Origin of the sequence: Kaistia algarum (genome assembly GCF_026343945.1) — a bacterium.
Classification (GTDB): Bacteria; Pseudomonadota; Alphaproteobacteria; order Rhizobiales; family Kaistiaceae; genus Kaistia; species Kaistia algarum.
Map to the genome: position 1 here is coordinate 1,566,902 of NZ_JAPKNJ010000001.1, position 24,905 is coordinate 1,591,806.

A 24,905-nucleotide genomic window follows, 5' to 3' on the forward strand; every position below is an offset into this window, starting at 1 on the left:
CCGAGGAGACGCCCGTGCCCAATCTCGTCAGCCAACTGATCATCCGCCTGAAGGATGAGATCACCGGCCCGGCCAAGGGCGCGGCGGGCTCGCTGAAGCAGATCGACGCAGCGGCAAAGTCCGCCGGCAAGGGCGCCTCCGCCGAGATCAACAAGCTCTCCGAAGCTCTGAACCGCGCGAAGGATGCCGGCGCCAAGGTCGATGTCTTCCAGCGTATGCGTCGTGAACTGCCGGCCGCCCGCTCCGCCTTCAATCAGGCGCAGGAGAGGGTCAAGGCGCTCGCCGCGGAAATGGCGGCGCTGGACAAGCCGACGCTTACGATGCAGCGCGCGCTTCAGCGAGCCCGCACCGACGTGAAGCGGGCCGCGGAGGCGTTCGACACGCAGAAGCGGGCGGTTCTGGAGGCGAAGGGTGCGCTCGCGGAGTTCGGGATCGGGATCGGCAATCTGGCCGGTGCTGAGGGGCGCTTGAAAGCCTCGATCGACCAGACCACCGGCGCCCTGACGCGCCAGGCCGAGGCCGAGCGGATCGCCGACCAGCGCAACCGGTCGCGAATGGACCGCATCCGGCAGCGCCGCGAGATCATCGGCAATGGCGCCGCCGTGGCAGGCGTCTATCTCGGCTACAAGGCCCGCGAGACGGGCCAGGAAGCGGTGGAGCAGGCCGCGTCGTTCGACATCGCTGTCCGGAAGCAGAAGGCGTTCACCGGGATCAGCGACGACGAGCAGAGCAACGTCCTCCTGCCGCAGGCGAAGCGGATCGCGCAGGCGACGCAGTTCACCAACATCGACCTCGTCGAAGCTCAGACCCGCACCCTTCAGGGCCTGCCGATGAACCTGCCCCGCGCCAAGGTGGCCGAGGCGATCACGGAGCAGGCCAAGAACTACGCGCTCGCGCTCGGCACCGATATGACGACGGCGGCCGAGGCGATCCGCGGCTATCTGGCGAGCACCGGTAAGGACATCTCGACCCAGGAGAAGGCGGTTCGCGAGGCGATGCGGGCCACGAACATGATGATCCGGGCCGCGAAGCTCGGCGGCATGGATGACGAGGACGTGCGGCAGTTCGCCAAGTATGGTGCGGCCTCGTCCACGGTTGCGGGCTTCTCCGATGAGACCCGCATGGCGATCGGTGCCGGGATGCGCCGCGCCGGTGTGCGCGGCGACGAGGCCGGCGTCTTCCTACGGTCGATCAGTTCGAAAATGGTCGCGCCGACCCCGAAAGGGCTCGCCGCACTGACCACAGCAGGGATCAACTATGACGACTTCACCACGATGCCGGGTGGTGGGCTCAACGCCGACGCGCTGGAGAACAAGTTCAAGCTCGACTTCGGGCTGAAGTTCACGCCCGAAATTCGCGAAGCTTTGAAGGACGTTCTTGACGACGAAGACGTTATCAACGATCGCGGCGAGTTTACCAAGGCGGTTATTGAGGCCACCTCCGATCTCTTCGTCAAGAAATCGAACGGAGACATGCGCGCCGCCGACGTGAACAAGCTCGTGAAGAAAATCGGCGAGTTCCACAAATTCTCGGTCGAGAGCGTGGATGTCGAAGGTCTCCTCACCACCATCATGAAGAAAGACCCCACGCTCGCGATCCTTAATGCCTTCTTCACGGACAAACAGGGTGGCCGTGCCGCAATCCTTGGGAAGGGGATGGAGAATTTCCTTTCCGACCGCGAGGCGCTGACCAACACGCCCGACAATTTCGGCGACCATATCGCGACCGAGATCATGGCCGGCCTGGGCGGCTCGCTGGAGCGGTTCAAGGGCTCGGTCGAGAACTCGATCCTCGCGATCGGGCAGGCCAATGAGGGGTTGATCCGCCTCGGTCTCGACGGTGTCGGGACCGCACTCGACGGTTTCTCTAGCCTCTCCGACAACGCCAAGCGCGCCGCGACGGCGCTCGGTGCCGCAGCGGCGGGTTGGGTCTGGCTACGCGGAACGGGGAAGTTGCTGGCGACTTTCTCTGGCACCCGTTCTGCTGTCGCCCTGACGGGCTCGGCCGCAGCGCTCACCGGTTCGGCCGAGGCGCTCAACCTTGCCGCGGTGAGGCTATCCGGCGCGGCTGGCGTAGGCGCGGCTGGCAGGGGCGTGGGGGCTGGCGCTGCGGCAGCGGGTGGCGCCGCGGCGGGCGGGGCGTGGGCGGTAGCGAAGCGCTGGCTCGGTCCTATCGGGATCGGGCTGATCGCGAAGGAAGTCCTGGACAACACGGACCCAGGCGGAAACCTCTGGGGGATGACGGACGGGATCGATGGGTGGGTCGAGAAGAACCTCGGCTTCAATCCGTCGAAGGTGCCGGTCGGAGGAGGCGGTCCGCCCAAGCCGGAGCCACTTTCCGGGACGGGGACCCGCTCGAATATCGATCCGGCCACATGGGAGCGGTCGCAGCGCGCGACGGAGGAGTGGCGCTCCGATCCGGAAGCGGCGCGCGGCCGGGTCATGATGGAGATGGGCGCGAAGGCCGATGAGACCAAGGCGTCGCTCGAAGCGCTCGACGCGACGAAGGTTGCGCCCATTGTTGATACGACCTCGATCGACGAGGCGCAGAAGAAGGCGACGCGGCTCGCCGAAACGTTCCGGACCCTGAGCGCGCTCAGCCTGAGCGTGAAGGCGCCCTCCGCGCCGGTAGCTCCGGCCGGGGTGCGCGGGGTTCATGCCGACACGGGATTGGGAGTTGAGTGATGCACGACGAGAAAGCCCGTCAGGGCGCCGAGGTCTTGGTGGCGATTTCTCTGATGCTCGATCTCGTCAGCGCGGCGCTCCGCGCCGAACTGCTCGCCGTCCCCGCCCGCGTCACGACCGATCAGAAACTTCAGCGCCACATCGAGATCGAGATGACACGCGCCGTGAACAAAATCGCCGAGAGCCTCGACCGCTCGGTCGCCTCGATCCGGGCGGGCGGCGATCCGGCCGACGAGATCGCCGCACTGCGAGGCGCCGAGATCGCGGCGCAGGCGCGGCCCAAAGCGCACTGAACCCGAAGCGAGGCCCACCATGCCGAACGACCCGCGCGCCGCCACGACCCTCACTGTCGCGCAGGCCGCGCGCCTCCTTGAGGTGTCTGAAACGTGGGTCCGCAGGCTGCGCCGCGATGGCTATCTCCCGCGCCTGCCGGACGGTCGCCTCCCGATCGTCGCGGCGGTGCAGGGCTATATCCGCTTCCTCCAGGATGACGAGCGCCGCGCCTCGAAATCGGCCGCCACTCATCGCCTTCAGGAGGCGAAAGCTGAGGAGGTCCGCGCGCGGATCGCCCAGAAATACGATGAGCTGATGCCGATCGAGGACGCTGAAGCGGTGTTGGATGATCTCCTCACAACGGTCCGTGCGAGGCTCGCCGGCTTGCCGGCCAAGATCACGAGCGATCCAGCGACGCACAGCCGGATCAAGCAGGAGTTCCACGACGCTCTGGCGGAAATGACCGCGGCCAGCAAGGCCATGGTCGAGGCTTTGCGAACAGGCGCCCCGTTTCCCTCTACGCCCGGCGGCGGCGCGCAGCGCGCCTGAGCATCGCGGCCGGCGGTGGCTCGCGATGGGTGGATCGAAGCCAAAATAGATCAACGACTTACCAGTTGCTCCGACCGGTCGTGACGCTAGTACGGTCTCGCCAGGACGGAGACCTCCATGCCCAAGCCTAGCCAGATCGATACCGCCGCCATCGCCCACGCGAAGCGCTTCGATGTCACGATCTTCCTCGGGACGGGCCGCTACCACACCGCGAGCCGCGACACCTTGGAGCGCGCTCGCGCCATAGCGCCGGAGATCACCGCGGAGGTCGCCAACGGCCGCAAGGCGATGATCTATGCGGTCGCGGAGGGCCGCTCGGTCTTCGTTCCTGACAGCTATCGACCGAGCAACGAAGGAGACCAGATCATGCCCGCTCTGAACCCCAAGCCGGCGCCCGCGGCGCGGAAGGGCCGCGCCAAAGCCGCCGTGGCGCCTGAGGAAGCCGCTCAGCCCGTTCAGCCTATCGCCGAGCCCGCCAAGGCGCCGAATGCCGCCAGCGGCGGCCGCAGGGCCGCCGCCGAAGCGGCGCAGCGCGGCGAGCTGCCGACACCGCCCGACTTCACTGCCGAGACGCACAAGCGTTTCCGCCCGAAGCTCGCACGCCTCGTCGAAATGGCGAAAGCCGGTGACATCGCAGCGCTCCGGGCCGAGCCGATCAATCCGGTCTCGTCCAGCCCGAAGGCGATGGAGCGCTACCGCGATCTCGCCGTCACCGCTCTCGAAGTGCGCGCCGCACGGGGCGCCGCCTGATCCTCCTGCATCATCCCATCATCAGAGAAAATGGAGCCCAGCATGATCAACATCGGCGGACGAGACTACCTCACCGAGGCGAACGCACCCGTGACCCTCCTCAACCTCATCGCCGACCTCACGCCGATCCGCGACCTCATCCGCGCCGGATGGAGCGCAGCGGCGGGAGGGAACGACGCGGTACAGACTACCCTCAGCATCGCGGAAGGGCTGCTCGATGACGTGATGGAGCGCATCAGCAGTGAGATTGCCGAGGCACGGCCGAAGCCGGAGGCGCCGATCAGTGGCACGCGGCCCGATCTCTGCGTCGATCCTGGAAGCGCAGTCGAATGAAGTCACTGAGCTGACACGCGAAACCCGGCTGGACCGCACAGCGCGCTCACCCTAGCGTCGAGAGCGTCTGGTGACCCGCCTGCTCCAACTGAAGGAAAACGAAATGCCCGAAATTATCTTCGAAGAGCCTTCACCCGCCGCTGCCGCCGTCCAGCGCGAGGTCTTCATCGACCGGATGGCGGAGCACCTGATCGCTACCGATACGGACCCCAGCGACCGCGACGCGGTGCTGCGGACCCTCAAGGCCGGAACGTATCCGGTCCACGTCATCGACCCGCTCTCAGGCGAGGCAGCGCAGGAAGCAATCCGCAGAAGGCTGCCCGCGGTCTAGCCCAATGCACCCACCGCCCAAGAAGGCCCGCCGCGCCACGCGGCGGGCCTTTTGCTATTTGCGAACCGCAGTATTGCGTCTATATTTGCAATTAGCTAACACGAGCCCATGAAGCAGATCACCTTCCACAGCGAGGCGGTGAAGGCGCTGACACGGATGCCAGCCAACACGGCGAGGCTGATCCGGTCCAAGATCGCGCAATACGCCGCCGATCCGGCTTCGCTCGCCAACAATGTGAAGGCGCTGAAGGGCCGGGAGGGCTATCTCCGCCTTCGCGTCGGCGACTGGCGGGTGATCTTCACGGAAGATGGCGAGGTGATCGCCATCATCAGGATCGCGCCGCGCGGCGGCGCCTATGAATAGGAGGTCAGGATGAGCGTGCAGACCATCACCGCCCCGAACGGGGACCGGCTCGTCGTCCTGCCCGAGGCCGATTATCTCGCCATGCAGGAGGCGCTGGAGGACGCTGCCGATATCGCGGCCGTCGACGCCTATGAGCGGCAGAAGGCGGCCGGCGAAGCGGTCATGATCCCGGCCGCGTTCGTCGACCGCATCCTCGACGGCGAGAGCAAGGTCCGCGTCTTCCGCGAGTTCCGCGGCCTGTCGGCGCGCGATCTCGCCGGCAAAGCGGAGATCAGCCCCTCCTATCTCTCGCAGATCGAAAGCGGCGCCCGTGACGGCAGCTTCGATACGATGAAGCGGATCGCCGCAGCCCTCGGCATCAGCGTCGATGATCTGGCGTAGGCTAGGCATTGAGCGTCGCGCGCCGCCATCACTATGTCCCGCGGTTTCTCTTGCGCCAGTGGGTCGTCCCATACGGCAATCATGGCAGCAAGCTCCTCGGTCACTATTGGGACCCTGCGCGGGAGCGCATGCGGTTGTTTCCGTGTAGCCCAAAGCAGGTCTGCTATCGCGAGGACCTGTTCGGCCTCCGCGGGAAAACTCTTCCACCGGACGCCATCGAGCGTCGCTTCTTTTCCGCGATAGACGACAGCGCGGCTGTCGCGCATCGGAAGCTTCTATCCGAAGGGGTCGCTTCGCTTACAGTCGATGAACGGAGCGATCTCGTCCGGCTGATTTTGTCATTGGAGGTTCGGCGGCCAGCCAATATCGAGAAACTAGTCTCGGATGGGGCTGAGAGTTTCCGCGACGGCCTAGATCGCGATCCTGAGATCGCTGCCGCCTTTGCGAAGCATGGACTATCGATGAGCCCCTCGGAGTACTACGAGCAGGGGTTGGGATATCCGCTTTCTGATCGAGCGATGCTCTTGGTGCAGCATATAACAAATAGCCGAAACTCCGGACTGAAACTCGCGAGCTTTATCTGGAGGCTGCGCCGGCTCGACCCCCGACAGGGCTCTTTCGTCCTCAGCGATCGACCACTGTACCGGTCGGCTGGGATCGACGCCCCGAACGCGCTTTGGTCCCTGCCGTGTAGTCCCTATTCGGTCCTGCTAATGTCGCCGAGCGAGCATGTGCTCCAGCACCTACTCGCTGTATCGGATAGTGCAATCGTGAGGGCGGTCAATGCCGACAGCGCCAACCAAGCGGACAAGTACTTGTTTGGCACTCGCCAGGAGGGCGAGTGGCTTGAGCGCCGACTTCGCGCGAAATATGAGCGCGAGGTAGCATCAGACGCCGGACCCAAAAGGGATGCCGCGCGCTGAAGGTCGGGGAGCGCTAGACCGAGGCGTCTTCTTGGTACGACTTGCGACGGCGGTTCGCGTCATCAAACCATTGGCGGAGTGTCCGCGGAACCGGGGCGTCCATTCGCATATAGTGGTCAAGCAGCTTGGGGAGTTCCCTTTCAGTGGCCGAGATTTTGTCAAACTCGCGCCTGCGCTCCTTTATTGCCGCACCTCGCTCTTCGCCCCGTAGGCCGTCAAGCTCATTGGAGATCGAACCCAAGTTGACGATCGCGAGCCAGACATCGTCGAGATATTCATACACTTCCGTGCCGAACAGGAACCTGGCCTCGTCCAGAACTCGCAAGTAGGCTTTTTCGTCCTCCATTGTCGGCTTCCCGGAAGCGATTATCGGGCGAATTGCCGCTTGCGCATTTCGATAGAATTGAAATCGGTGCTCAAACAGATCGAGCGCCAGCTTGCGCCGAGCCGTGGTCCATTGGGCAAAAGCGATGTAGACGGCCACGATCGCAATGACCGGTGTCAGCAGTGCCGCGAACGTCTGCATTTGGGCCTCCCGCGCCGCGCATCGTGCGTGCGCCGTGTGAAGAGTGCAAGTAAAAGGAACCTCTCTCTGGCTCTGAGAGAGCGGCCTTCGATTTCGAAATTGTTGGCCCTCTGCTGTAGCGCAAGGCATCACGTGGGCGGGTTGATCGGCGGGACCTCGACGGACGAGGGCGCTCCTCCCGCGCCGTCCGGCTGGAGCCGCAGTCAGACCAGTCCATTCCTGATTGCCCTCGTCCTGAACCTGGGGCGCATTCGTACGCCGGATCGCTGCTCGGTCCGCCTCGGCGGCCCTGGCGTCCGGATCAAAGCCGAGCGCGTGCGCCCCACGCCGAAGTTCGAGCCGAATTCTCACGCCGAGCCTGGAAACGCTTCGCCCTTGCAACGACCGCAGCACATCATCCGTCTCCGTACGCCATGTTGTCACCGTCCCCGAGGGGCCAAGAACCTATAGCTCGGGGAGGGCGGGGCGCCCCGCCCAGCGGGGGCGCCCCGCATCGCCGGCCACAGCTCATCCCGCAATCGCCATTGGCAATCGAGCCTTTGACAATCGGCCGATCGATCGATCTCCGCCCTTGATCAAATGCGGCGGGGAACGCTTCCGATGCATATCGGGCCGCCTTCCGCTAAATCCGCAATCCCCAAGCCAAAGCCCGCCTATAGCCTTCGCCCGCAATCGCCTTTGGAAAGGGAGCCGATATCGCCAATTGGCCGATCGATAGCAGGCTTCATCAAATCCGGCAGAGAAGGCCGCCAAGGCCGATCCGATCGCCTTGGCCTCGATCCCTATCACGAAGCGGCAAGCCGGCCATTGGCCTTCTCCCGCGATCCATCGCGCCTTCTCGATCGAAGGGCAGCCTACCCCCCCTCCCCCCCTTGGTTCCTTTCGGGCCGATTGCCTGCCTTGCGGGGCCGCCGCCCCCGATCTTCGAGCGTTTTTCGGCTTTTCGATTTCGCAGTTTGGTTTGGCCTCGTGAGGGCTTAAATGGCCGATCTCAGCCAATCCGGCCGGGGATCAGCTAGTTCCCCCAGCGTGGCGCCCGCCATCCCGCGGCGAGCGCCTCGCCTTCGGTGCAGAACCACCGCTCCCCGTGCGCCTCGTCGATCTTGGTGCGCGTATACCAAGGCGACCACGGCGCGTGATAGATGCGCTCGTCGTCCCGATTGATGTTCCCCTTGATCGGGCACCCCTTCGGCGCGACCTGCTGCTCCACATCCCAGCGATGCGCCCGGAAGTCCCACGGGGCCTCCGTCTCGGCCTGCCACACCCCGACGCGCTTCGCGTGAGCCGCATCCTCGGCGCCGGCATAGTCGAGGCTGTATTTGCGGAACGACCACGCCAAGCCCTTATCGACAAGAGAGCCGCCGATGTCGACGCCATCGGCGAAGCACACCGCCAAGGTGCGCCCGTAGTCGTCGAGGCCGCGGCTGTCACACCTCACCTCGCCGGACCCTGCCAGATCCTGCATCGCCCCGACTGCAGCCTTCCCGCACGGCCACGTCCCGCCTCCCGCCTTCGCGCATTTCTGGCCGGCCTCGGGTGCGTCAATCCCCGCGATGCGATAGGTGGTCCCGTCGATCCATAGCGTATCGCCATCAACGACGTGAACCTTGGTCGAGGCCGCTGCTGTGGCGAAGCCGAACAAGGCCGCGAGACAGGACAGCACGGCCGCGATGGATTGCGTGTTGCGATAGCGTTGCGATATCAGCATTAACTCACCCACGAATTTCTAATATCTAATTGATATTATTGACTAAATATCGGACTAGCGCCAAGGCGCATCCAGCCCTTCAGCCAGCGCGTGCGCTGGGCGAGCCAGAGCTTCGTGGAAAGCGGCGCCTCCTCATAGGTCGGGCGCGTTATCGTCTTCGCCTTCAGGCCGAACCGGGCGAGGCGGATGCCCATGTCGGCATCCTCGGTGACGTTGTAGGGGTCCCATCCGCCGATTCGTTCCAGTGCCTCGCGGCGGAAATGATTGGAGGTGCCGCCGAGTGGCAGAGGCAGGTCAAGCGCGGCGAGGAAAGGCAGCAGCGCGTCGAACAGGATCGCATATTCCATGGCGAAGAGCCCGGCCAGGCCGTTCATCTCGCCATTGTCGATGAGGAGCGGTGCCTGGACGCAGGCGAGCCGCGCGTCGCCCGCGCGAAACGCCGCATAGGCCTCTATCAGCTGTCCCGGATCCGGCCGATCCTCGGCGTCATAGACCGTGACGAACTCGCCGCGCACCAGCGGCAGCGCGAAGGCGAGCGCCTTCGGCTTGGTTCGCGGCGCCGCGTCCGGAACGACGATCACCTCGAAGGGCGTGGTGAGCGAGAGCTTCTCCAAAGCTCTCGCCGTCGCCCGGTCTCGCGCCTCGATCAGGAACTTGATGTCGAGCCGGTCTCGCGGCCAGTCGAGCCGGTTCATGGCGCGGACCAGTTCGGGCACCATATGCGCTTCGTCATAAAGCGGCAGCAGGATCGTATAGACCGGCAGGCGGGCAGGGTCTGGAGCCGGCAGCGCCGACGGCGGATTGACCGTGTAATCGAGCACGAGGCTGAGCGCCATCATGCGCAGGACGATCAGTGTGGAGAACAGCGCTCCGGCCACGAGGTCGAGCGGCACGAGCGCGTGCCATCCGCTGGTCGCCACGGCGAGGAGGAGCGCCAGCGCCAGCCCGGCGAAGACACATGCCTGCGCGGGCGTCAGCAGCCGGCGTGCCGAAAAGGCCGCATCCAGCCTCTCGAGCCGGCGAAGGGCCTCGTCCAACAACCGCGTCGAGCCGGTCGAGAACAGCATGCGGCGGATCGCGTCGGGCGTCGACACGACAAGGCGCTCGCGCAGCTCCGGCATCTTTTCGAACGCCGCCGCAAGGCTTTCCATCTCGGCCTCATCCGGCGCGATCACCAGACGGCCGGCACCTTTCCCGCGCACCATCGCCGCGCGACCGACTTGTATCGCCGCCACGAGCGCCTTGCTCTCGCCGTCTACCGCCTCCTGCGGCAGCACGACGCGGCCGAGGCTTTCCGGCGCCGGCTCGAAGGGCAGGCCAAGCCGGAAGGCGCGAAGCGCAAAGGGGCGCTCCGCCTCGGGCTCGTCCTCGGCAAGGAGGTAATTTCCGAGTATCCCCACGAATGCCCCCGCCGTCCGGCTTCGCGCCGGGTCGGCATCTCGTCTATAGTGCCCGTTGTCGAAAGGTCGCGGTGGCCGCCGCCCCGGACCGCAACCGAGAGTTAGCCAGATGCCGCGGCGCATTGCAATTCGGACCACGTCGCGCCTTGCCGCATTCGTGCTATCCGCCTTCGCGATCTGCCTTGCCGGGGCACCGGCGGCGGAAGCCGCGTCGGTCGGCGGCGACGGCACGCCGATCCCGAATTTCTTCGACCCGAACCGCCGGCTCGACCGTCCAGCACCCGGATCGATCGGCTCGATCCGCTTCACGACGACCGACGATTTTCCACCCTTCAGCTTCTCCGGCCCCGATGGTCAGCCGGCCGGCTTCAATGTCGATCTAGCCCGGGCGATCTGCGTGGAGCTCGCCGTCCCCTGCACGATCCAGGTGCGCCCGTTCGACGGCCTCCTCGACACGGTCGCGGCGGGACGGGTCGACGCGGCGATCGCCGGCATCGCGATCTCGCCGGCATCGCGCGCGAAAATTGAGTTCTCCGATGTCTATCTTCGCCCTGCGGCCCGCTTCGTCGCCCGGCGAGGCGAGGCGCCTGCCGCGATCTCGCCGGAAGGGCTAACCGGCAAGACGATCGCGGTCGTGAAGGGAAGCGCGCACGAAGCCTATCTCGCCGCCTTCTTTCCCAAGGCGGAACGGACGCTGTTCGACAAGGCCGCCGACATGGAAGCAGCGCTCAAAGCCGGCAAGGCCGATCTCGCCTTCGGCGATGGCGGGCAGCTTGCCTTCTGGCTGCAATCAGCAACGGCAGGGGGATGCTGCGGCTTCGCCGGCGGCCCCTATCTGGATCCGGGCTTCTTCGGCGAAGGCCTCGCCATCGCCCTCCCGCCCGGCCGGACGGATCTACGCCAGGCGATCAACTGGGCGCTCGACAGCCTCTCCGACAAGGGCGCGCTGGCGGAACTCTATCTGCGGTATTTTCCGGTCGGGTATTTTTGAGGCGGCGTTCGCCTCACAACGTCCGGTAGCGCGCCCTCGCGCCGCGCTCGATTGCGGCGGCCGTGAGTGAATCGACATCCAGCACGTCGCGCAGCAATTCGAGGAAGCGCAGTTCCTCCTGCTCGACATGGAGATCGGCGGCGGCAACCTCGACGGCCAGCGCATAGGCGGTTTCGTGCAGGCGCTTCGGCAGCGAGGTCGCGATGATGGCGAGCACGGCGTGGAGCCCGTCATCCTCCTTGGCGATGGCGCCGCAGGCCTCGGCGACGGCGACGAGGCGATCCGTGTCGAAACCGCCGAAGATCGGCAGCGTGTTGACGACATCGCCGATCTTGCGAAGCTCGCGATCCGTCATCTGGCGATCGACGGCCGAGAGCGTGACCATCGCATAGATCAAGGCCTCCTGCGGGGAGACCGTGCTGCCGGTGGCCTTGTCCATCTTCATCGCTCCAGGGTCGTGAGGACCCACAAGGTCCGCGGTTTCATGGTGCCGAAGCTAGGGGTTCTGACGGCGCGGTTCAACCGGGGACGGGGAGGGCGTGTTCCGCGAACCCGAAAACAAGCCGGCCATTGACGCAAACCTCGGCTCTCCCTAGGGTCCGCGCGCCTTTCGAATAGGCATTTTTCCCTGAAGAGGTTCGCCATGTCCGCCGCGCTTCCCGTTCTCGATCTCGCCCCTTCGCTCGTCGAGGCGGCGCGGGCTTCGAAAGCGTGGCCGTTCGAGGAGGCCAGGCGGATCGTCGCGCGGCTGGAAAAGCGTGGCGCCAAGTCGCCGGTATTGTTCGAGACCGGCTATGGGCCGTCGGGGCTGCCGCATATCGGCACGTTCGGCGAGGTCGCGCGCACGACGATGGTGCGCACCGCTTTCCGCCTGATCACCGAAGACAGAATAGAGACGCGCCTGCTCTCCTTCTCGGACGACATGGACGGCCTCCGCAAGGTACCGACCAATGTGCCAAACCAGGAGATGATGAAGGCGCATCTGGGCATGCCGCTGACGCGCGTGCCAGATCCGTTCTCGAACGAATATCCCTCCTTCGGCGCCGCCAACAATGCGCGGCTGCGGGCGTTTCTGGACGGCTTCGGCTTTGCCTATGAGTTCGCCTCGGCCACCGATTACTACGCTTCGGGCCGGTTCGACGGCGCGCTGCGTCGCATGCTCGAAGTCTATGACCAGGTAATGGAGATCATCCTGCCGACGCTCGGGCCTGAGCGCCGCGCCACCTATTCGCCGTTCCTGCCGATCTCGAAGAAGACCGGCATCGTGCTGCAGGTGCCGATGATAGGCCGCGACGTCGCCGCCGGCACGATCACCTATATCGACCCGGAGGACGGCGAGACCGTCACGACCGAGGTCACCGGCGGCGCCGTCAAGTGCCAGTGGAAGGCCGACTGGGCCATGCGCTGGTTCGCGCTCGGCGTCGATTACGAGATGAGCGGCAAGGATTTGATCGACAGCGTCAAGCTCTCGACGCAGATCTGTCGCGCGCTCGGGACCGAGCCGCCGGAGTGCTTCACTTATGAGCATTTCCTCGACGAGAACGGCGAGAAGATCTCGAAGTCGAAGGGTAACGGCCTCACCATCGAGCAGTGGCTGACCTATGCCTCACCCGAGAGCCTGTCTCTGCTCATGTACACCAAGCCGAAGACGGCAAAGCGCCTCGCCTTCGAAGTGATCCCGCGCCATGTCGACGAATATGCGTCGTTCCTCGGCGCTTATCCGCGCCAGGAGATCGACCAGCAGCTCGGCAACCCGGTCTGGCACATCCACACCGGCCATCCGCCGGCGGCCGACCAGCCGATCCTCTTCGCCATGCTGCTCAACCTAGCCTCGGTCGCGGATGCCAGCGACAAGAGCGTGCTCTGGGCCTATATCTCGCGCTACATGCCGGAGCTTTCGGCCGCGACGCATCCGGGACTCGACGCCCTCGTCGGCTATGCGATCCGCTATTACAACGACGTCCTGAAGCTGAAGAAGCACTTCATCGTGCCGGAGGGTACGATCCGCGACGCGCTCGCCGCGCTCGATGCGGCACTGGCAGCGCTACCGGCGGATACCGATGCCGACGGCATCCAGACCATCGTGTTCGATGTCGGCCGCGCCTTCTTCCCCGATCCGGCCAAGAAGGGGCCGGACGGCAACCCACCGGGCGTCTCGCTGGACTGGTTCCGCGGCCTCTACCAGAGCCTGCTCGGCCAGGACCAGGGTCCGCGCTTCGGTTCGTTCGTGGCGATCTACGGCATTCCCGAAACGCGCGAGCGGATCGAGAGGGCGCTGAAGGGCGAGTTGGCGGGCGAGTAGGCCGGCGCTACGGTATTGCCCTCTTCATGAAGTCGTCGAAGAGCGGCACGGTGAATTCCGTCTGGCCGTGGCGCGGCGAGAAGATCATGCCCTTCTGGATCAGCTTCTGACGAACCGGCGCCACAGTGGTGACGCTGGTCTTGAGATGGGCCGCGACCTCGCCGGAGCCATGCGGGCCCCGGCCGAGCGCGGCGAGCGCTCGCAGGTAATTCTGCTCGGCCGGCGTGCAGCGATCGAGGCGGACGCGGAAAAAGCTCTCGTCGAGGGCCCTGACGGCGGAAAGCGTCGCCTTGTCGACATCGGCGCGCGTGATCGGCGAGCTTGTCGCGGCATTCCACGCCTCATAACCCCATTGCTGCAGATAATAGGGATAGCCCTCGGTGACGCGGAGAATTTCATCGAGCGCAGCGTCGTCGAAGCGGGCGCCTTCCGCTTCCGCCGGCCCCTGCAGCGCGGCGCGGGCATCGGCATCGGCGAGCGCGCCGATCGGCTGGAAATCGAACAACCGCTCGGCATAGGACTTCGATTCGCCCGCGAGACCCTGGATCTGCGGCAGGCCGGCGCCGATCAGCACCAGCGGCAGGTTCTCCTGCGCGACACGGTGCAGCGCCATGATCAGCGCGCCGAACTCCGCCTCGCTCAGATATTGCAGTTCATCCACCAGCAGGGCGACGGCCGTGTCTCCAGCCTTCGCGGCCTCGCCGACAGCGAGGAAGAGCTCGCCGAGATCGAGGCCGAGATTGCCGCTATCGCCGACACCGCGCTCCGGATCGATCGAGAGGCCGATATCGACATCGCCGACCGTGACCTTGAGACCCGAGACGAAGCTTCTGAGAACGCGCAGGCCACGTCGCGCCTTCTCCTTGGCGCCGGAGAGCGCGTCGAGCGAGAACAGCACCTGCCGCAGGACCGGCACGATCAGCGCGGCGAGCGATCGGCCCTCCTGCGCCTCGACCAGCACGGCACGGTAGCCGGCCTCCTCGGCGATGGCGCGGATACGCACCAGCAGCACCGTCTTGCCGACGCCGCGCAGACCGACCAGGATCAGGCTCTTGGCCGGGCGGCCGATGCGCACGCGTTTCAGCGCCAGCTCGGCCTTGGCGAGCACGCCAGCGCGGCCGCTGAGCTCGGGCGGCGGCGTGCCGGCGCCGGGGACGAAGGGGTTGAAGACGGGATCCATTCGGAGTTTATCGAGTTTAACGTCAGTTCGATAATATGGGATAATATGTGCTAAGAAGGATAAAGCCCCTCAGATCGCGATGCTGAGATGCGCCATCCAGTGACCTTATCGGACTTATCCGAATCCTGCTATAACTCGATAACCTCGCTATAAACGCAATCCGTAGATCCGGGAGCCGTGATCATCATGACCTTCGAACATTGGCTGGCCTTCGCGGCCGCCTCGGCCGTCATGCTGGCGATCCCCGGACCGACGGTGCTGCTGGTCATTTCCTATGCGCTCGGCCATGGCCGCAAATCGGCGGTCGCCACGGTGGCCGGCGTGGCGCTCGGCGATTTCACGGCGATGACCGCCTCGATGCTCGGTCTCGGCGCGCTGCTCGCGACGTCGGCGGCGCTATTCACGGCCCTGAAATGGATCGGCGCCGCCTATCTGATCTATCTCGGCATCAAGCTCTGGCGCGCCCCGGTCGGCGGCCTCGAGGCGGCGAGTGCCCCGGAGATGAAGCCGCGGCGCATCTTCCTGCACGCCTATGCCGTGACGGCGCTGAACCCGAAGAGCCTCGTGTTCTTCGTCGCCTTCCTTCCGCAATTCCTGGTTGCCTCGGCGCCGCTTGCCCCGCAGATGGTGCTGTTCGAGACGACGTTCCTGATCCTTGCCACGATCAACGCCGCAAGCTATGCGCTGCTCGCCTCGGCCGCGCGCGGAACGATCCGAAAGCCTTCCGTGCAACGGATCGTCAACCGCGTCGGCGGCTCGCTCCTGATCGGCGCCGGGCTCGTGGCCGCCGGTTGGCGTCGTGCGGCGAACTGATCAGCGGCCGGGGCAATCAGAGGGCGGCGTCGCCTCCAGCCACAGGCCTTTCCGGGCACAGCGGGCCGCCTTCTCCGCTTGCTGGTAGCTCGCCGGCGCATCGACGTCCGGCTCGGCCCAGCCCTGGCCGACAAGCCAAAGCGACAGATCCGTCTTGCCGATCCGGCAGGGAATAGTGGGAGAATCGGCTCCCCCATCCTTCGAGAGCAGGCATTCGACGCCGAGACCGCGAATGCGCTGGCGCATGGCCTGGAGCGCCAGAAAGGCGCAGGGCTGCTCCGCCGCTCCAACGGCAACGCGGCAGCGCCGGTCCGGATCGGCCGACACCAATCCGGCAAGCGTGACGCTCCGCTTGCCGAGATCAAGCCGGCCCGCCTCGACGACGGTGACGCGGCGAAAGGCGGTCCAGCGCGGCAATTCCGGCGCCGGGGGCTCGGGCGGCGGCGTGGCTTCGCGGGGCAGGTCCTCCCGGCTGACCGGTCCCGGGGTGATCCCGGCGCCGCCGACGATGCGCGGCGCGCTGGCCACAGGTTCGGGATCGGTAGCTGGCTCCGGGTCCGGCGGCGAAGGTGGCGGAGGAGGCGGCGATGGCGTGACGATCCGGATTGGAGGCGCGGGCTCCGGCTCGGCCATGGGCGGGGCATCCGGCCCATCGGCCACGGGGGCGGATTCTTCGCTGGTGACGGGGGCAGCAACGGTGCGCGGCGGGGCGGCATCGCCGAACTCCACCCGGACATAGCCGAGGATATAGGACGCGCCGATAACCGCGAGCGTCGCGACGGCCACGAACAGGAGGACCGCGATCATCGTCCTCATTGGCTGGCCCAGATGATGCGCGCCATCCACTCTATCTCCGCAGCCTGGACGATACGGACCGGATGGCCGGGGCTCAAGGAAGAGAGTTCTACCGCGGTCTCGCTGCGGCAGGCGAACACCTTGGCCATTACCTCGCCGTCCTGGGTACGCAGCACGACACGATCGCCCGGCCTGCAGGCCGCCGTCGGCGAGACGATGATGACGTCGCCCTCGCGATAGAGCGGCAGCATCGAATCGCCGGAGACCTCAAGCGCATAGACGCCATCGGCGCTCACCCGCCGCGAGGAGGCGACCTCGTCCCAGCCTTGCCCGGCGGGAAGGCCGCCATCGTCGAAGAAGCCGCCGACGCCGGCCTTCGCAAAGCCGATCAGCGGCATCTGGCTGAGCGGACGGTGGAATTCGGCGGAATCGACATCCACCTCCCGCGCAAGAAGGCTCAGAAAACGGTCAATCGGCTCGCCAGTCGCCTCCAGCACCTTCGCGATGCTCTCGGTCGAGGGCCAGCGCAGCCTGCCGTCGCTGGCGACGCGCTTCGAGCGATTGAAGGTAGTCGGGTCGAGGCCGGCTTTCCTGGCGAGGCCCGAGGCCGTCAGCGCGTTGCGCTCCGCCAGCCGGTCGATCGCCGCCCAGATCCTCTCGTGTGACAGCATCGGCGGAACCCCCCGTCCGCAAAGCGGCGCGACGGCCCGGGCCGGGCGCGTTTCCTCGAATCGCACGGAAGGAATATATTCCCGTGCCTCCCGATTTATCCCCGTGAACGGATCGTGTCCAGAAGGACCCACCCCGGGGCCGCAACCCGCCGCGCCAGCTCTTGCCGGGGTCCCCCGCCGCCGATAGGGTCCCATCATTCCTCGGGGAAAATCATGACGCTTATCTACAAGATCGTGCCGGAGACGCTCTGGCGTGAGGCGGAGATCGCCGGCAGCTTCACCGGCGCGCCGATCGATCTCGCCGACGGCTACATCCATTTCTCCACCGCGGCGCAGATGCGCGAGACAGCGGCGAAATATTTCGCCGGGCAAGAAGGGCTGCTGCTGGCGGCGATCGATGCCGAGGCGCTGGGCGAGGCACTTCGCTACGAGGTCTCGCGCGGCGGCGACCTGTTTCCGCATCTCTATCTGCCGCTCGACCTGGCCCATGTCGTCTTCGTGGAGACACTGCCGCTCGGGCCGGATGGAGCCCACCGCTTCCCGGAGCGGGCGGTTTGAGCGCCTTCACCAACCTCTTGCGGCCCGTCCTGTTCCGGATCGATCCGGAGACGGCGCATGGCCTTTCCCTCAAGGTCCTGGCTTCCGGTCTTTCGCCGCATGTTCGCCCTGACCGCGACAAGCGGCTCGCCCGGCGGCTGATGGGGCTCGACTTCCCCAATCCGCTCGGCCTCGCCGCCGGGCTCGACAAGAATGCCGAGGTCGCCGATCCGCTGCTGTCGCTGGGCTTTGGCTTCGTCGAGATCGGCACGGTGACGCCACGCCCTCAGGCCGGCAACCCGAAGCCGCGCCTTTTCCGACTCGTAGAGGACGGCGCCGTCATCAACCGGCTCGGCTTCAACAACCAGGGCCACGCCGCGGCGCTAGCGCGGCTGGAGGCCCGACGCGGACGCGGCGGCATCGTCGGCGTCAATATCGGCGCCAACAAGGATTCGGCCGATCGCATTGCCGATTATGTCGCGGCGATCCGGGCGTTTTCCGGCCTTGCCTCCTATTTCACGGTCAATGTCTCCTCGCCCAACACGCCGGGCTTGCGCGATCTGCAGGGCAAGGCGGCGCTGGATGAACTCCTCGCCCGTGTGGTCGAAGCTCGCGATAGCGAGCCGCGCCGCGTGCCGCTCGTCATCAAGATCGCCCCCGACATGGACGAGCATGGCCGGGCCGACATCGCCGAAGTCGTGCTGTCCCGGCGTATCGACGGCGCGATCATCTCGAACACGACCGTTTCCCGGCCGAAGCTCGCCGATGCCGCCACGGCCAAAGAGACAGGCGGCCTGTCCGGACGGCCGCTCTTCCGCATGTCGACCATCGCGCTGGCGCAATTTCGCCAGATGGTCGGGCCCGATCTCCCGCTGATCGGCGCGGGCGGCATCGATTCGGCGGAGACCGCTTTTGCCAAGATCGCGGCGGGCGCCGACCTCGTGCAGTTCTATACGGGGCTCGTCTACCAGGGGCCGGGGCTGGTCGGCGAGATCCTCGCCGGCCTATCGCGCATCCTCGACCGACGCGGGCTCGCCTCAATCGCGGATGCAGTGGGCATAGAGACGGACAAATGGGCGAAAGAGACGCCCTGATCAGCCAAAGGCCGTCTCCATCCGCTTCCGCATCCGCCAGAACAGGCTGATGCCACGCGCCGAAAGAAACACCAGCAGGGCGAACCAGAGCCCATGCGCGCCGAAGGCTGGCTCCGCCACTGCCCAAACCGCCAGATAGAGGGCCAGCGACAGCAGCATCATGTTGCGCATGTCGGCTGACCAGGTCGCGCCGATGAAGACGCCGTCCATCTCGAAGGCCAGCACACCGGCAATCGGCGTCAGCACAGCCCAGATCAGATAGGTCCGCGCCGCCGCGCGCACCGCTTCATTGGTGGTCATGAAATCGATCAGCGGCGGCCCGCCGAACCAGAAGCCAAGCGCGGCCAGAAACGCCAGGCAATAGCCCCAGAACAGCGTGAGCTTGACCGAACGGACGAAGGCGGGCCGGTAGCGGGCGCCGATGGCCCGGCCGGCATATTGCTCCGCGGCGGCGGCGAAACCGTCGAGAAAATAGCCGCCGACCAGATAGAGGTTCATCAGGATCGCATTGGCCGCCAGCACGGCATCGCCCATCCTGGCGCCGCGCGCGGTGAAGAAGGCGAAGGCAAAGAGCAGCGTGAACGAGCGGATCATGATGTCGCGATTGACCGCGACCATGCGCAGGATCGCCATTCGATCGAGGACCTGCGACCAGCGAGGACGGGACGACGCATGCAGCGCACGAAAGGCGATGGCAAGACCCAGCAACGCCGTCACCGCTTCGCCAATCGTAGTCCCCCAAGCGACGCCGGCAACGCCCCAGCCGAGGCCCATCACGAAGAGAATGCTTAGCCCGATATTGAGACCGTTCAGGAAGGTCTGCAGAAAGAGGCCGACACCGGATCGGCCGAGACCGATCAGCCAGCCGAGCATGACGTAGTTCATGAGGGCGAAGGGCGTCGAGAGAATACGGACATCGTAATAGGTCGATGCCGCCTCGCGGACGTCCTCGCTTCCGCCGAGCAGGGAGAGGCCGACGACGAGGACAGGCTTCGACATCAGGATGACGGCAAGACCGATTGCAACAGCAACAATCAGGGCGCGGAAGAAGGTAGCCTGGATTTCCCGCCGGTCATCGGCGCCGAGCGCCTGCGCCGTCAGGCCAGTGGTGCCGGAGCGCAGGAAATTGAATGTCGCGAAGATGAAATCAAAGATGAGCGCGCCGAAGGCGACCCCGCCAAGCAGCGATGCATCGCCGAGACGGCCGATCACCGTCATCCCGGTGATGCCGAGCAGCGGCGTCGACAGATAGGCGAGCGTCATCGGTACGGCGATGGCAAGGATGCCGCGATGGGTGACGGCGAAGGGGCGGATGATCGGATCGGACAACGGCGAGGCCATGGGGCGGGGCTTCGGGGAGCCGAGCGATAGCGCGTTTCGCCCGCCCCGTCGACGCGCCGCGATGTCCGCCCTATCCTTCTCGGTCATGAAGCTGCCGATCGTCCATCATCCTGCCTATACGGCCGAAATCCCGGCCGATCACCGCTTTCCGATGGGCAAATATCGCCGTCTCGCCGAGGTGCTCCTAGAGGCTGGACTGGCACCGGATGGCTTCATCACGCCCGAACCGGCGAGCGCGGCGCAATTGTCGCTCGCCCATGACGCGGCCTATGTCGATCAGGTGCTGTCGCTCGCCGTCCCCCGCGAGATCGAGCGCGAGATCGGACTGCCGATGAACGAGACGGTGATGCACCGCGCCCGGGCGGCGACCGGCGGCACCCTCCTCGCCGCAAGGCTGGCGCTCGAGGCCGGCATTGCCTGCAACACGGCCGGCGGCAGCCACCATGCGCGCAGCCGGCAGGGCGCAGGGTTCTGCACGTTCAACGACGTCGCTGTGGCGATCCGTGTGCTGATGCGCGAAGGGCGGATCGGCACGGCGCTCGTCGTCGATTGCGACGTGCATCAGGGCGACGGCACGGCGGAAATCTTCGAGCACGATGCCAATGTCACGACGCTGTCGCTGCATGCGGCGCGGAACTATCCGGTCCGCAAGCGCCGCTCGACGCTCGATGTCGCACTTGATGACGATCTCGGCGATGCCGACTATCTGGCGGCGCTTTCAGGCGTTCTGCCGGCGCTGCTGGACCGTACCCATCCCGACATCGTGTTCTACAATGCCGGTGTCGATCCGCATGCGGGCGACCGGCTCGGGCGCCTCGCGCTCTCGGACGCTGGCCTCGCCGAACGCGACCGCTTCGTCTTCAAAACCGTCGCCTCGCGCGGCATTCCGGTCGCAGGCGTCATCGGCGGCGGCTATGGCAGCGATATCGACGCGATCGCCCGGCGTCACGCGCTCATGTTCCGCGCGGCGAGCGAGCAGCTTGGGAGCTGAGCGCTCAGATGCGCCGATCGGCCTTGGTGGTGACGATGCCGGAGGGCTGCAGGCATTCCGGCGCGATATAGGGCCAGGACTGGACCTCGCAGCCATGGCGGCCGCCGACCGACGCCTTCTCAAAGGTGCCAAGCGCGGTCGGGTCCGGCGCACCATTGCCGCTGGAAACGGCCTGATTGCCGTAGGCCGTGACGGCGAACGCAACCATCGCCGCGGTAGCAATCACACTAGCCTTGGTCTTCAGATTGAAAATAGCCATTTTGCCTTTTCTCCGCTGGGCGGAGCCCCTTGTCTCTGGCGACCTGTTAACGCCGCTCGTCATGGATTGGTTCAACCACTTTCGAGATTTGGGTGAAGTGATGGGGGTCACTCCTCGCCTGTGACCGGGATCACGCGGCCGATAGCGGCTGAGCCTCGGCATCGCTGCCGATCGGCGGTGGCAGGAAATCGCCATGAACGGCGCCTGCCGCGGCCGATCGTCCGCCAAGGCGGATTTCCATTACAGCGGCCCAGGATCGGTTTAGAATAATTCCAGATTTACAAGGCCGAGGAGATTTCTCCGTGACGCGTCCCGTTTCCGGCGGCTATTCGGCTGCCCAGATATCGCTGCACTGGCTCATCGTCGTGCTGGTCTTCTTCCAGCTCATCTTCGGCGAGAGCATGTCGACGAGCTTCCGCGCCGCCTCCCGCGGCACGGCGGTCGATCCGGCTGACGCGACGCTGGCGACGGCCCATCTCTGGGTTGGCTTCGCCATTCTGGCGCTGGTCGTCATCCGCCTCGCACTCCGGCTTCGCGACGGCGCGCCACTGCCGCCGGCGGGTGAATCGCCAGCCCTGGTCCTCGCCGCCAAGGCGACGCATGCGCTGTTCTACATCCTGCTCTTCGTCGTCCCGATCTCCGGTATCGTCGCCTATTACTGGGTCCCGGCGGCCGGCGAGGTGCATGAACTCGGCAAGCCCGCCTTCATCATCCTGATCGTGCTGCACGTTGCGGCCGCGCTTTGGCACCAGTTCTGGCTGCGCGACGGGCTTTTGATGCGTATGCTGAAGCCCGGCGCCTGAACGCCGAAGCATCGCGGCGAACGCACAAGGACGGGTGGCCGTGACGCGATGCAGCGGGACGATCCGGGACGACGCGGCAACTAGCCGGCGCGGCGCAGGAGCACGCTGATCGCGATGGCGAGCAAAACGGCCGCAAGCATCGCCGCGGCAACCCAGCGAGGATCGCGGCTCAGCAGGCGGATCGGTTTGGCGCCGAAATCGAAGCGGCGGGCGAGCAGTGCGAAGGCAAGAGACAGCGTGGCGGCGATAAACATGTCTTCCGGCATCAAAGGTTAGGCCGCAACACCTTTGAGCTAATCACAGCCGGGCGGCGCCGCCTAGATGTCAGCGCGACGCCCGTGAAGAATTTTCCCGCCGCGCGGCATGCAATGCCTCTGTCCGGGTGGGATCAACTCCCGGGGAACCCTGACAATCCGGTCCTCCCGCAGCTTCGACATAGCTACTCTTACCTTATCTTTGCAGCCGCAGAAAAGTGCTTGGCCAGTCCGTGCGCGGATCAGTGCCGTCCGATTTTTGGCGCAAATACAATTAATTGCCGGTCGGCGCCTATAGATGCATCGCCACTCGACTATCTAACGCGTTCATTATTATCGCCGTAGACACCGGTATAAATCCAAGGAGAGTGCCGCTTCATTCCAGTCATCACCCAACCTTGCCTTTGACAGATGTCAGGAAAAGGCGCGCGTTGTTATGGTGGTATGCACTCCGGCTAGCCGGATGGGGCGGCAGCCTCTTGTGGCCATCCCCGCTTCCACCCCGACCGCAAATCCCAAGACCTGGACGAGCCAGACAATGTCTTTTGGCGCTAGTCGCAGCCACGACCCTGACGGTCGGCCTCGCCGGAACGGCAACGATTGCAGAGGCGCAGGCCAAGAAGCCCAACATTGTCGTCATCACGGGCAACGACATCGGCTGGTTCAACATCGGGGTCTACAACCAGGCAAAATGGCGGGGCGGGCGCCCGATCTCGGCAAGCTCGCCAAGGAAGGCATGAGTTTGACGGATTGTTATTCTGAAGCGAACTATACCGCAGTCCGCGCCCATTTCATCACCGGCGAGCTGTCGATCCGTATCGGCCTCACCCGTCGGCCAGGCCAGCTCGTCGATCGGCGTGCCGGCGCAGGCGCCGATGATCGCGACTGCACTCCAATCGATGGGCCAGGCCATGGGCCCGTTCGGCAGGAACCATCTCGGCGATCTCAACGAGTCGCTGCCGACCGTGCCGGCTTCGACGAGTTCTTCCGCTGTATCTAACATCCGCGGGAACGCACGGGCCTGCAGGCAGGCGCCAATGGTTCGCTCGCCTTCTACAACTGGTTTGCCTACCAGTTCTGGCGGTTCGTATTCGTGCAGCAGGAAGTCGCCAAGCTCGGCCCGACCGCGATCGATTTCCCGCCCACGCAGGCTGGCGCCAGCTTCAACCTCGAAGCGGCGAAGGCGCAGATCGCCAAGGCCCAGGCGAGCCACGTCGGCGACGGATCACGCCCGCTGCCGGCATCGCCAAACGCAACAAGCCCCCGCGCCCTCGGGTCCAGGGTGCGGCGGCTCCATTTGGAGCGTCCGCTCGCGATGCGACGCCTTGATCAAGCAAGGCCGATGCGGCTACAAGAAGTCCAGACCGGAACGGTGCTCGCCGAACCGGCCTGACGTTTCAAGCCAGCCTTCCAGTGGTTGGCTTGCGGCGCGGGTGTAGTTCAGAGGTAAACTACATTTAGTCAAATATTTCAGATCGTTAGCCCTGCGTTGGACGCGATGGGCGGCTATTGACCGACAATCACTTTTTCCAGTTCAGTCCAACGATCAATCCCTACTCGCGCCATCAACCCAGAGCGCTACCGTCGATACGATGATCCATGCCGCGAAGCCCGCGGCGAGCCATTGGCCGATCGTCATAGGTCCGGCACCATTGGCGGATCAGATGGATGATGAAGACGGCGGACCTCGTCAGCCGCCGCAGCCAAGCGGCGGTGCAGCTCTCCCAATTCGGGTGCATCGGTGAGAACCAGAAGCTCAGCCAGCTTGTGATCCAACCGATCGAGCACGTCGGCTCTTGGGTACTCGGCCATCCGGGGAGATGCCTCCTGCCGCTTCTAGCTCTGCTAGCTTGAGTAGATAGGCCAGGAACGCAAGTCCGGCAACGTCGGCCATTTCGGCCAGTTCATGGGCCATCTTCGCCACATAGACAGCTGTTTCGTGCATTCAACCCTCCCCAAATCGCACATTGTCAGCGCTCGGGTTGTAACACGATTTCTGTTCAACTTAATGTGTTTCTAAAGTGAACGAGTTTAGCCGTCATTCTTCGCGCTCCGGGCCACGATCTTGAGCGCGTTGTCGGGTAAAGGGCGCTGCAGCGCCAGGGCGATATAGGCGGGCGCGTCCAGCTTCGATCAAGGAGGCGCACATGTCCGCCCGAGCGAAAACCTTTATGAAATCGTGGTCAAGAGATAGTGCGCCTCTAGGGCACGCGATGACGGGCGCCAACCCCTCGGCCGAAGCTATGCTCGCCGAGCTACTCGCCGAAGCTTCGTTCTTTGGAATCTCGCGCCGAGACATCGAAGATGAAGTCGGCAACGTTACTTCCTTTATCGCCGCCCAAATAGGCCACGGGCGCATGTTCGAGCCCCTGCTGCCGGACGAGGCCAGTGGCGCGCCTTCGCCGCGCAAAACCAAGCGGTCGATTGAAGGCGGATAGTTTGCAGCGCGCCGAACTTCTATCTTGATTCGCTATACTTCTGATTGCTAGTGAAACGTCACAGGCGTGCTAGTGTCGTGATCATGTATATCCTTGTCATCATTTCGATCGTCTACGGGACAACCGAAAAAACCAAGCACCAAGCGGTTTCGTCGTCAGTCTCCGCCGTGGGCGGGTTCGGATCTCTGGAAGCGTGTCAAAGAGCGGGACAACGT

29 protein-coding genes and 1 pseudogene are annotated in these 24,905 nt (G+C 65.2%); 19 read left to right on the forward strand and 11 right to left on the reverse strand.

The window, feature by feature from the left end:
* Window positions 1–14 precede the first annotated feature (14 nt).
* From OSH05_RS07565 to OSH05_RS25185, 9 genes are all read left to right on the forward strand, one after another.
* A complete protein-coding gene (locus OSH05_RS07565) occupies window positions 15–2,684 on the forward strand; it encodes a phage tail tape measure protein (protein WP_104216829.1) in 2,670 nt (889 codons plus the stop codon).
* On the forward strand, window positions 2,684–2,977 hold the full coding sequence (locus OSH05_RS07570; protein ID WP_104216828.1) for a hypothetical protein: 294 nt from the start codon (window positions 2,684–2,686) through the stop codon (window positions 2,975–2,977). The genes OSH05_RS07565 and OSH05_RS07570 overlap by 1 nt, the downstream gene beginning before the upstream one ends.
* A 19-nt stretch (window positions 2,978–2,996) precedes the next feature.
* Window positions 2,997–3,506 (forward strand): helix-turn-helix domain-containing protein, encoded by a 510-nt coding sequence (locus OSH05_RS07575; protein ID WP_104216827.1) that lies wholly within the window; start codon window positions 2,997–2,999, stop codon window positions 3,504–3,506.
* A gap of 117 nt (window positions 3,507–3,623) precedes the next feature.
* Window positions 3,624–4,256 carry a hypothetical protein gene (locus OSH05_RS07580; protein WP_104216826.1) on the forward strand — a complete coding sequence of 211 codons (633 nt, stop codon included), beginning with the start codon at window positions 3,624–3,626 and terminating at the stop codon, window positions 4,254–4,256.
* Between the two features lie 42 nt (window positions 4,257–4,298).
* Window positions 4,299–4,589: a hypothetical protein gene (locus OSH05_RS07585; RefSeq protein WP_104216825.1), complete on the forward strand. Its 291-nt coding sequence runs from the start codon at window positions 4,299–4,301 to the stop codon at window positions 4,587–4,589.
* Between the two features lie 70 nt (window positions 4,590–4,659).
* The gene (locus tag OSH05_RS07590) at window positions 4,660–4,920 is read left to right on the forward strand and encodes a hypothetical protein (RefSeq protein ID WP_266352112.1); all 261 of its coding nucleotides are present in this window, start codon (window positions 4,660–4,662) and stop codon (window positions 4,918–4,920) included.
* A gap of 108 nt (window positions 4,921–5,028) precedes the next feature.
* Complete coding sequence (locus OSH05_RS07595; RefSeq protein ID WP_104216823.1) at window positions 5,029–5,283, forward strand: type II toxin-antitoxin system RelE family toxin; 255 nt, start codon at window positions 5,029–5,031, stop codon at window positions 5,281–5,283.
* A gap of 9 nt (window positions 5,284–5,292) precedes the next feature.
* A complete protein-coding gene (locus tag OSH05_RS07600; RefSeq protein WP_104216822.1) occupies window positions 5,293–5,664 on the forward strand; it encodes a helix-turn-helix domain-containing protein in 372 nt (123 codons plus the stop codon).
* 8 nt (window positions 5,665–5,672) lie between these two features.
* Window positions 5,673–6,587, forward strand: coding sequence for a DUF4238 domain-containing protein (locus tag OSH05_RS25185; RefSeq protein WP_104216821.1), 915 nt, complete (start codon window positions 5,673–5,675; stop codon window positions 6,585–6,587).
* Window positions 6,588–6,600: 13 nt separating this feature from the next.
* Here OSH05_RS25185 and OSH05_RS07605 read toward each other — a convergent pair whose 3' ends face one another.
* The 3 genes from OSH05_RS07605 to OSH05_RS07615 form a co-directional block, all read right to left on the reverse strand.
* Window positions 6,601–7,113, reverse strand: coding sequence for a hypothetical protein (locus OSH05_RS07605; protein ID WP_104216820.1), 513 nt, complete (start codon window positions 7,111–7,113; stop codon window positions 6,601–6,603).
* Between the two features lie 1,015 nt (window positions 7,114–8,128).
* Window positions 8,129–8,821, reverse strand: coding sequence for a thermonuclease family protein (locus OSH05_RS07610; RefSeq protein WP_104216819.1), 693 nt, complete (start codon window positions 8,819–8,821; stop codon window positions 8,129–8,131).
* 35 nt (window positions 8,822–8,856) lie between these two features.
* Complete coding sequence (locus OSH05_RS07615) at window positions 8,857–10,221, reverse strand: glycosyltransferase family 2 protein (protein ID WP_104216818.1); 1,365 nt, start codon at window positions 10,219–10,221, stop codon at window positions 8,857–8,859.
* 109 nt (window positions 10,222–10,330) lie between these two features.
* Between OSH05_RS07615 and OSH05_RS07620 the strand changes: the two genes are divergently transcribed.
* The gene (locus OSH05_RS07620; protein WP_104216817.1) at window positions 10,331–11,212 is read left to right on the forward strand and encodes a transporter substrate-binding domain-containing protein; all 882 of its coding nucleotides are present in this window, start codon (window positions 10,331–10,333) and stop codon (window positions 11,210–11,212) included.
* A gap of 13 nt (window positions 11,213–11,225) precedes the next feature.
* On the opposite strand, the gene OSH05_RS07625 is transcribed toward OSH05_RS07620, so the two are convergent.
* Window positions 11,226–11,651: a tellurite resistance TerB family protein gene (locus OSH05_RS07625; RefSeq protein ID WP_104217628.1), complete on the reverse strand. Its 426-nt coding sequence runs from the start codon at window positions 11,649–11,651 to the stop codon at window positions 11,226–11,228.
* A 204-nt stretch (window positions 11,652–11,855) separates the two neighbouring features.
* On the opposite strand from OSH05_RS07625, the gene OSH05_RS07630 reads away from it, so the two are divergent.
* Window positions 11,856–13,514, forward strand: a complete 1,659-nt coding sequence (locus OSH05_RS07630; protein ID WP_104216816.1) for a lysine--tRNA ligase — start codon at window positions 11,856–11,858, stop codon at window positions 13,512–13,514.
* 7 nt (window positions 13,515–13,521) lie between these two features.
* On the opposite strand, the gene OSH05_RS07635 is transcribed toward OSH05_RS07630, so the two are convergent.
* On the reverse strand, window positions 13,522–14,694 hold the full coding sequence (locus OSH05_RS07635; RefSeq protein WP_104216815.1) for an AAA family ATPase: 1,173 nt from the start codon (window positions 14,692–14,694) through the stop codon (window positions 13,522–13,524).
* A 186-nt stretch (window positions 14,695–14,880) separates the two neighbouring features.
* Between OSH05_RS07635 and OSH05_RS07640 the strand changes: the two genes are divergently transcribed.
* Complete coding sequence (locus OSH05_RS07640; protein WP_104217627.1) at window positions 14,881–15,507, forward strand: LysE family translocator; 627 nt, start codon at window positions 14,881–14,883, stop codon at window positions 15,505–15,507.
* On the opposite strand, the gene OSH05_RS07645 is transcribed toward OSH05_RS07640, so the two are convergent.
* Both OSH05_RS07645 and OSH05_RS07650 read right to left on the reverse strand, forming a co-directional pair.
* Window positions 15,508–16,314, reverse strand: coding sequence for a thermonuclease family protein (locus OSH05_RS07645; protein WP_133163028.1), 807 nt, complete (start codon window positions 16,312–16,314; stop codon window positions 15,508–15,510).
* A 5-nt stretch (window positions 16,315–16,319) separates the two neighbouring features.
* Complete coding sequence (locus OSH05_RS07650) at window positions 16,320–16,973, reverse strand: S24 family peptidase (protein ID WP_104217626.1); 654 nt, start codon at window positions 16,971–16,973, stop codon at window positions 16,320–16,322.
* Window positions 16,974–17,186: 213 nt separating this feature from the next.
* On the opposite strand from OSH05_RS07650, the gene OSH05_RS07655 reads away from it, so the two are divergent.
* Window positions 17,187–17,531, forward strand: coding sequence for a DUF952 domain-containing protein (locus OSH05_RS07655; protein WP_104216813.1), 345 nt, complete (start codon window positions 17,187–17,189; stop codon window positions 17,529–17,531).
* Window positions 17,528–18,604 (forward strand): quinone-dependent dihydroorotate dehydrogenase, encoded by a 1,077-nt coding sequence (locus OSH05_RS07660; RefSeq protein WP_104216812.1) that lies wholly within the window; start codon window positions 17,528–17,530, stop codon window positions 18,602–18,604. Before OSH05_RS07655 ends, OSH05_RS07660 begins: the two co-directional genes overlap by 4 nt.
* Here the strand turns inward: OSH05_RS07660 and OSH05_RS07665 are convergent, their stop codons facing one another.
* Window positions 18,605–19,945 (reverse strand): MATE family efflux transporter, encoded by a 1,341-nt coding sequence (locus tag OSH05_RS07665; RefSeq protein ID WP_104216811.1) that lies wholly within the window; start codon window positions 19,943–19,945, stop codon window positions 18,605–18,607.
* A 61-nt stretch (window positions 19,946–20,006) separates the two neighbouring features.
* On the opposite strand from OSH05_RS07665, the gene OSH05_RS07670 reads away from it, so the two are divergent.
* Window positions 20,007–20,936: a histone deacetylase family protein gene (locus OSH05_RS07670; protein WP_407660353.1), complete on the forward strand. Its 930-nt coding sequence runs from the start codon at window positions 20,007–20,009 to the stop codon at window positions 20,934–20,936.
* A gap of 4 nt (window positions 20,937–20,940) precedes the next feature.
* Here OSH05_RS07670 and OSH05_RS07675 read toward each other — a convergent pair whose 3' ends face one another.
* A complete protein-coding gene (locus OSH05_RS07675; RefSeq protein WP_104216810.1) occupies window positions 20,941–21,195 on the reverse strand; it encodes a hypothetical protein in 255 nt (84 codons plus the stop codon).
* A 302-nt stretch (window positions 21,196–21,497) separates the two neighbouring features.
* On the opposite strand from OSH05_RS07675, the gene OSH05_RS07680 reads away from it, so the two are divergent.
* Complete coding sequence (locus OSH05_RS07680) at window positions 21,498–21,998, forward strand: cytochrome b (RefSeq protein ID WP_104216809.1); 501 nt, start codon at window positions 21,498–21,500, stop codon at window positions 21,996–21,998.
* Window positions 21,999–22,078: 80 nt separating this feature from the next.
* Here OSH05_RS07680 and OSH05_RS07685 read toward each other — a convergent pair whose 3' ends face one another.
* Entirely contained in the window at window positions 22,079–22,252 is a 174-nt protein-coding gene (locus OSH05_RS07685; RefSeq protein ID WP_165801412.1) for a hypothetical protein, read from the reverse strand.
* Between the two features lie 545 nt (window positions 22,253–22,797).
* Here OSH05_RS07685 and OSH05_RS07690 point away from each other — a divergent pair.
* Window positions 22,798–23,240: pseudogene (locus tag OSH05_RS07690) on the forward strand (sulfatase-like hydrolase/transferase); the annotation flags it as partial.
* Window positions 23,241–23,345: 105 nt separating this feature from the next.
* Window positions 23,346–23,645: a hypothetical protein gene (locus tag OSH05_RS07695; RefSeq protein WP_104216808.1), complete on the forward strand. Its 300-nt coding sequence runs from the start codon at window positions 23,346–23,348 to the stop codon at window positions 23,643–23,645.
* 242 nt (window positions 23,646–23,887) lie between these two features.
* Here the strand turns inward: OSH05_RS07695 and OSH05_RS07700 are convergent, their stop codons facing one another.
* Window positions 23,888–24,064, reverse strand: coding sequence for a hypothetical protein (locus OSH05_RS07700; protein WP_266352113.1), 177 nt, complete (start codon window positions 24,062–24,064; stop codon window positions 23,888–23,890).
* 335 nt (window positions 24,065–24,399) lie between these two features.
* Between OSH05_RS07700 and OSH05_RS07705 the strand changes: the two genes are divergently transcribed.
* Window positions 24,400–24,690: a DUF768 domain-containing protein gene (locus OSH05_RS07705; protein WP_104216806.1), complete on the forward strand. Its 291-nt coding sequence runs from the start codon at window positions 24,400–24,402 to the stop codon at window positions 24,688–24,690.
* Window positions 24,691–24,905 lie beyond the last annotated feature (215 nt).

Coding starts and splice junctions, on each gene's coding strand:
- OSH05_RS07570 (WP_104216828.1), top strand. CDS start 2,684: ATGCACGACGAGAAAGCCCGTCAGGGCGCCGAGGTCTTGGTGGCGATT.
- OSH05_RS07575 (WP_104216827.1), top strand. CDS start 2,997: ATGCCGAACGACCCGCGCGCCGCCACGACCCTCACTGTCGCGCAGGCC.
- OSH05_RS07580 (WP_104216826.1), top strand. CDS start 3,624: ATGCCCAAGCCTAGCCAGATCGATACCGCCGCCATCGCCCACGCGAAG.
- OSH05_RS07585 (WP_104216825.1), top strand. CDS start 4,299: ATGATCAACATCGGCGGACGAGACTACCTCACCGAGGCGAACGCACCC.
- OSH05_RS07595 (WP_104216823.1), top strand. CDS start 5,029: ATGAAGCAGATCACCTTCCACAGCGAGGCGGTGAAGGCGCTGACACGG.
- OSH05_RS07600 (WP_104216822.1), top strand. CDS start 5,293: ATGAGCGTGCAGACCATCACCGCCCCGAACGGGGACCGGCTCGTCGTC.
- OSH05_RS07605 (WP_104216820.1), bottom strand. CDS start 7,113: ATGCAGACGTTCGCGGCACTGCTGACACCGGTCATTGCGATCGTGGCC.
- OSH05_RS07610 (WP_104216819.1), bottom strand. CDS start 8,821: ATGCTGATATCGCAACGCTATCGCAACACGCAATCCATCGCGGCCGTG.
- OSH05_RS07620 (WP_104216817.1), top strand. CDS start 10,331: ATGCCGCGGCGCATTGCAATTCGGACCACGTCGCGCCTTGCCGCATTC.
- OSH05_RS07625 (WP_104217628.1), bottom strand. CDS start 11,651: ATGGACAAGGCCACCGGCAGCACGGTCTCCCCGCAGGAGGCCTTGATC.
- OSH05_RS07630 (WP_104216816.1), top strand. CDS start 11,856: ATGTCCGCCGCGCTTCCCGTTCTCGATCTCGCCCCTTCGCTCGTCGAG.
- OSH05_RS07635 (WP_104216815.1), bottom strand. CDS start 14,694: ATGGATCCCGTCTTCAACCCCTTCGTCCCCGGCGCCGGCACGCCGCCG.
- OSH05_RS07640 (WP_104217627.1), top strand. CDS start 14,881: ATGACCTTCGAACATTGGCTGGCCTTCGCGGCCGCCTCGGCCGTCATG.
- OSH05_RS07645 (WP_133163028.1), bottom strand. CDS start 16,314: ATGATCGCGGTCCTCCTGTTCGTGGCCGTCGCGACGCTCGCGGTTATC.
- OSH05_RS07650 (WP_104217626.1), bottom strand. CDS start 16,973: ATGCTGTCACACGAGAGGATCTGGGCGGCGATCGACCGGCTGGCGGAG.
- OSH05_RS07655 (WP_104216813.1), top strand. CDS start 17,187: ATGACGCTTATCTACAAGATCGTGCCGGAGACGCTCTGGCGTGAGGCG.
- OSH05_RS07665 (WP_104216811.1), bottom strand. CDS start 19,945: ATGGCCTCGCCGTTGTCCGATCCGATCATCCGCCCCTTCGCCGTCACC.
- OSH05_RS07670 (WP_407660353.1), top strand. CDS start 20,007: ATGTCCGCCCTATCCTTCTCGGTCATGAAGCTGCCGATCGTCCATCAT.
- OSH05_RS07675 (WP_104216810.1), bottom strand. CDS start 21,195: ATGGCTATTTTCAATCTGAAGACCAAGGCTAGTGTGATTGCTACCGCG.
- OSH05_RS07685 (WP_165801412.1), bottom strand. CDS start 22,252: ATGTTTATCGCCGCCACGCTGTCTCTTGCCTTCGCACTGCTCGCCCGC.
- OSH05_RS07700 (WP_266352113.1), bottom strand. CDS start 24,064: ATGGCCGAGTACCCAAGAGCCGACGTGCTCGATCGGTTGGATCACAAG.
- OSH05_RS07705 (WP_104216806.1), top strand. CDS start 24,400: ATGTCCGCCCGAGCGAAAACCTTTATGAAATCGTGGTCAAGAGATAGT.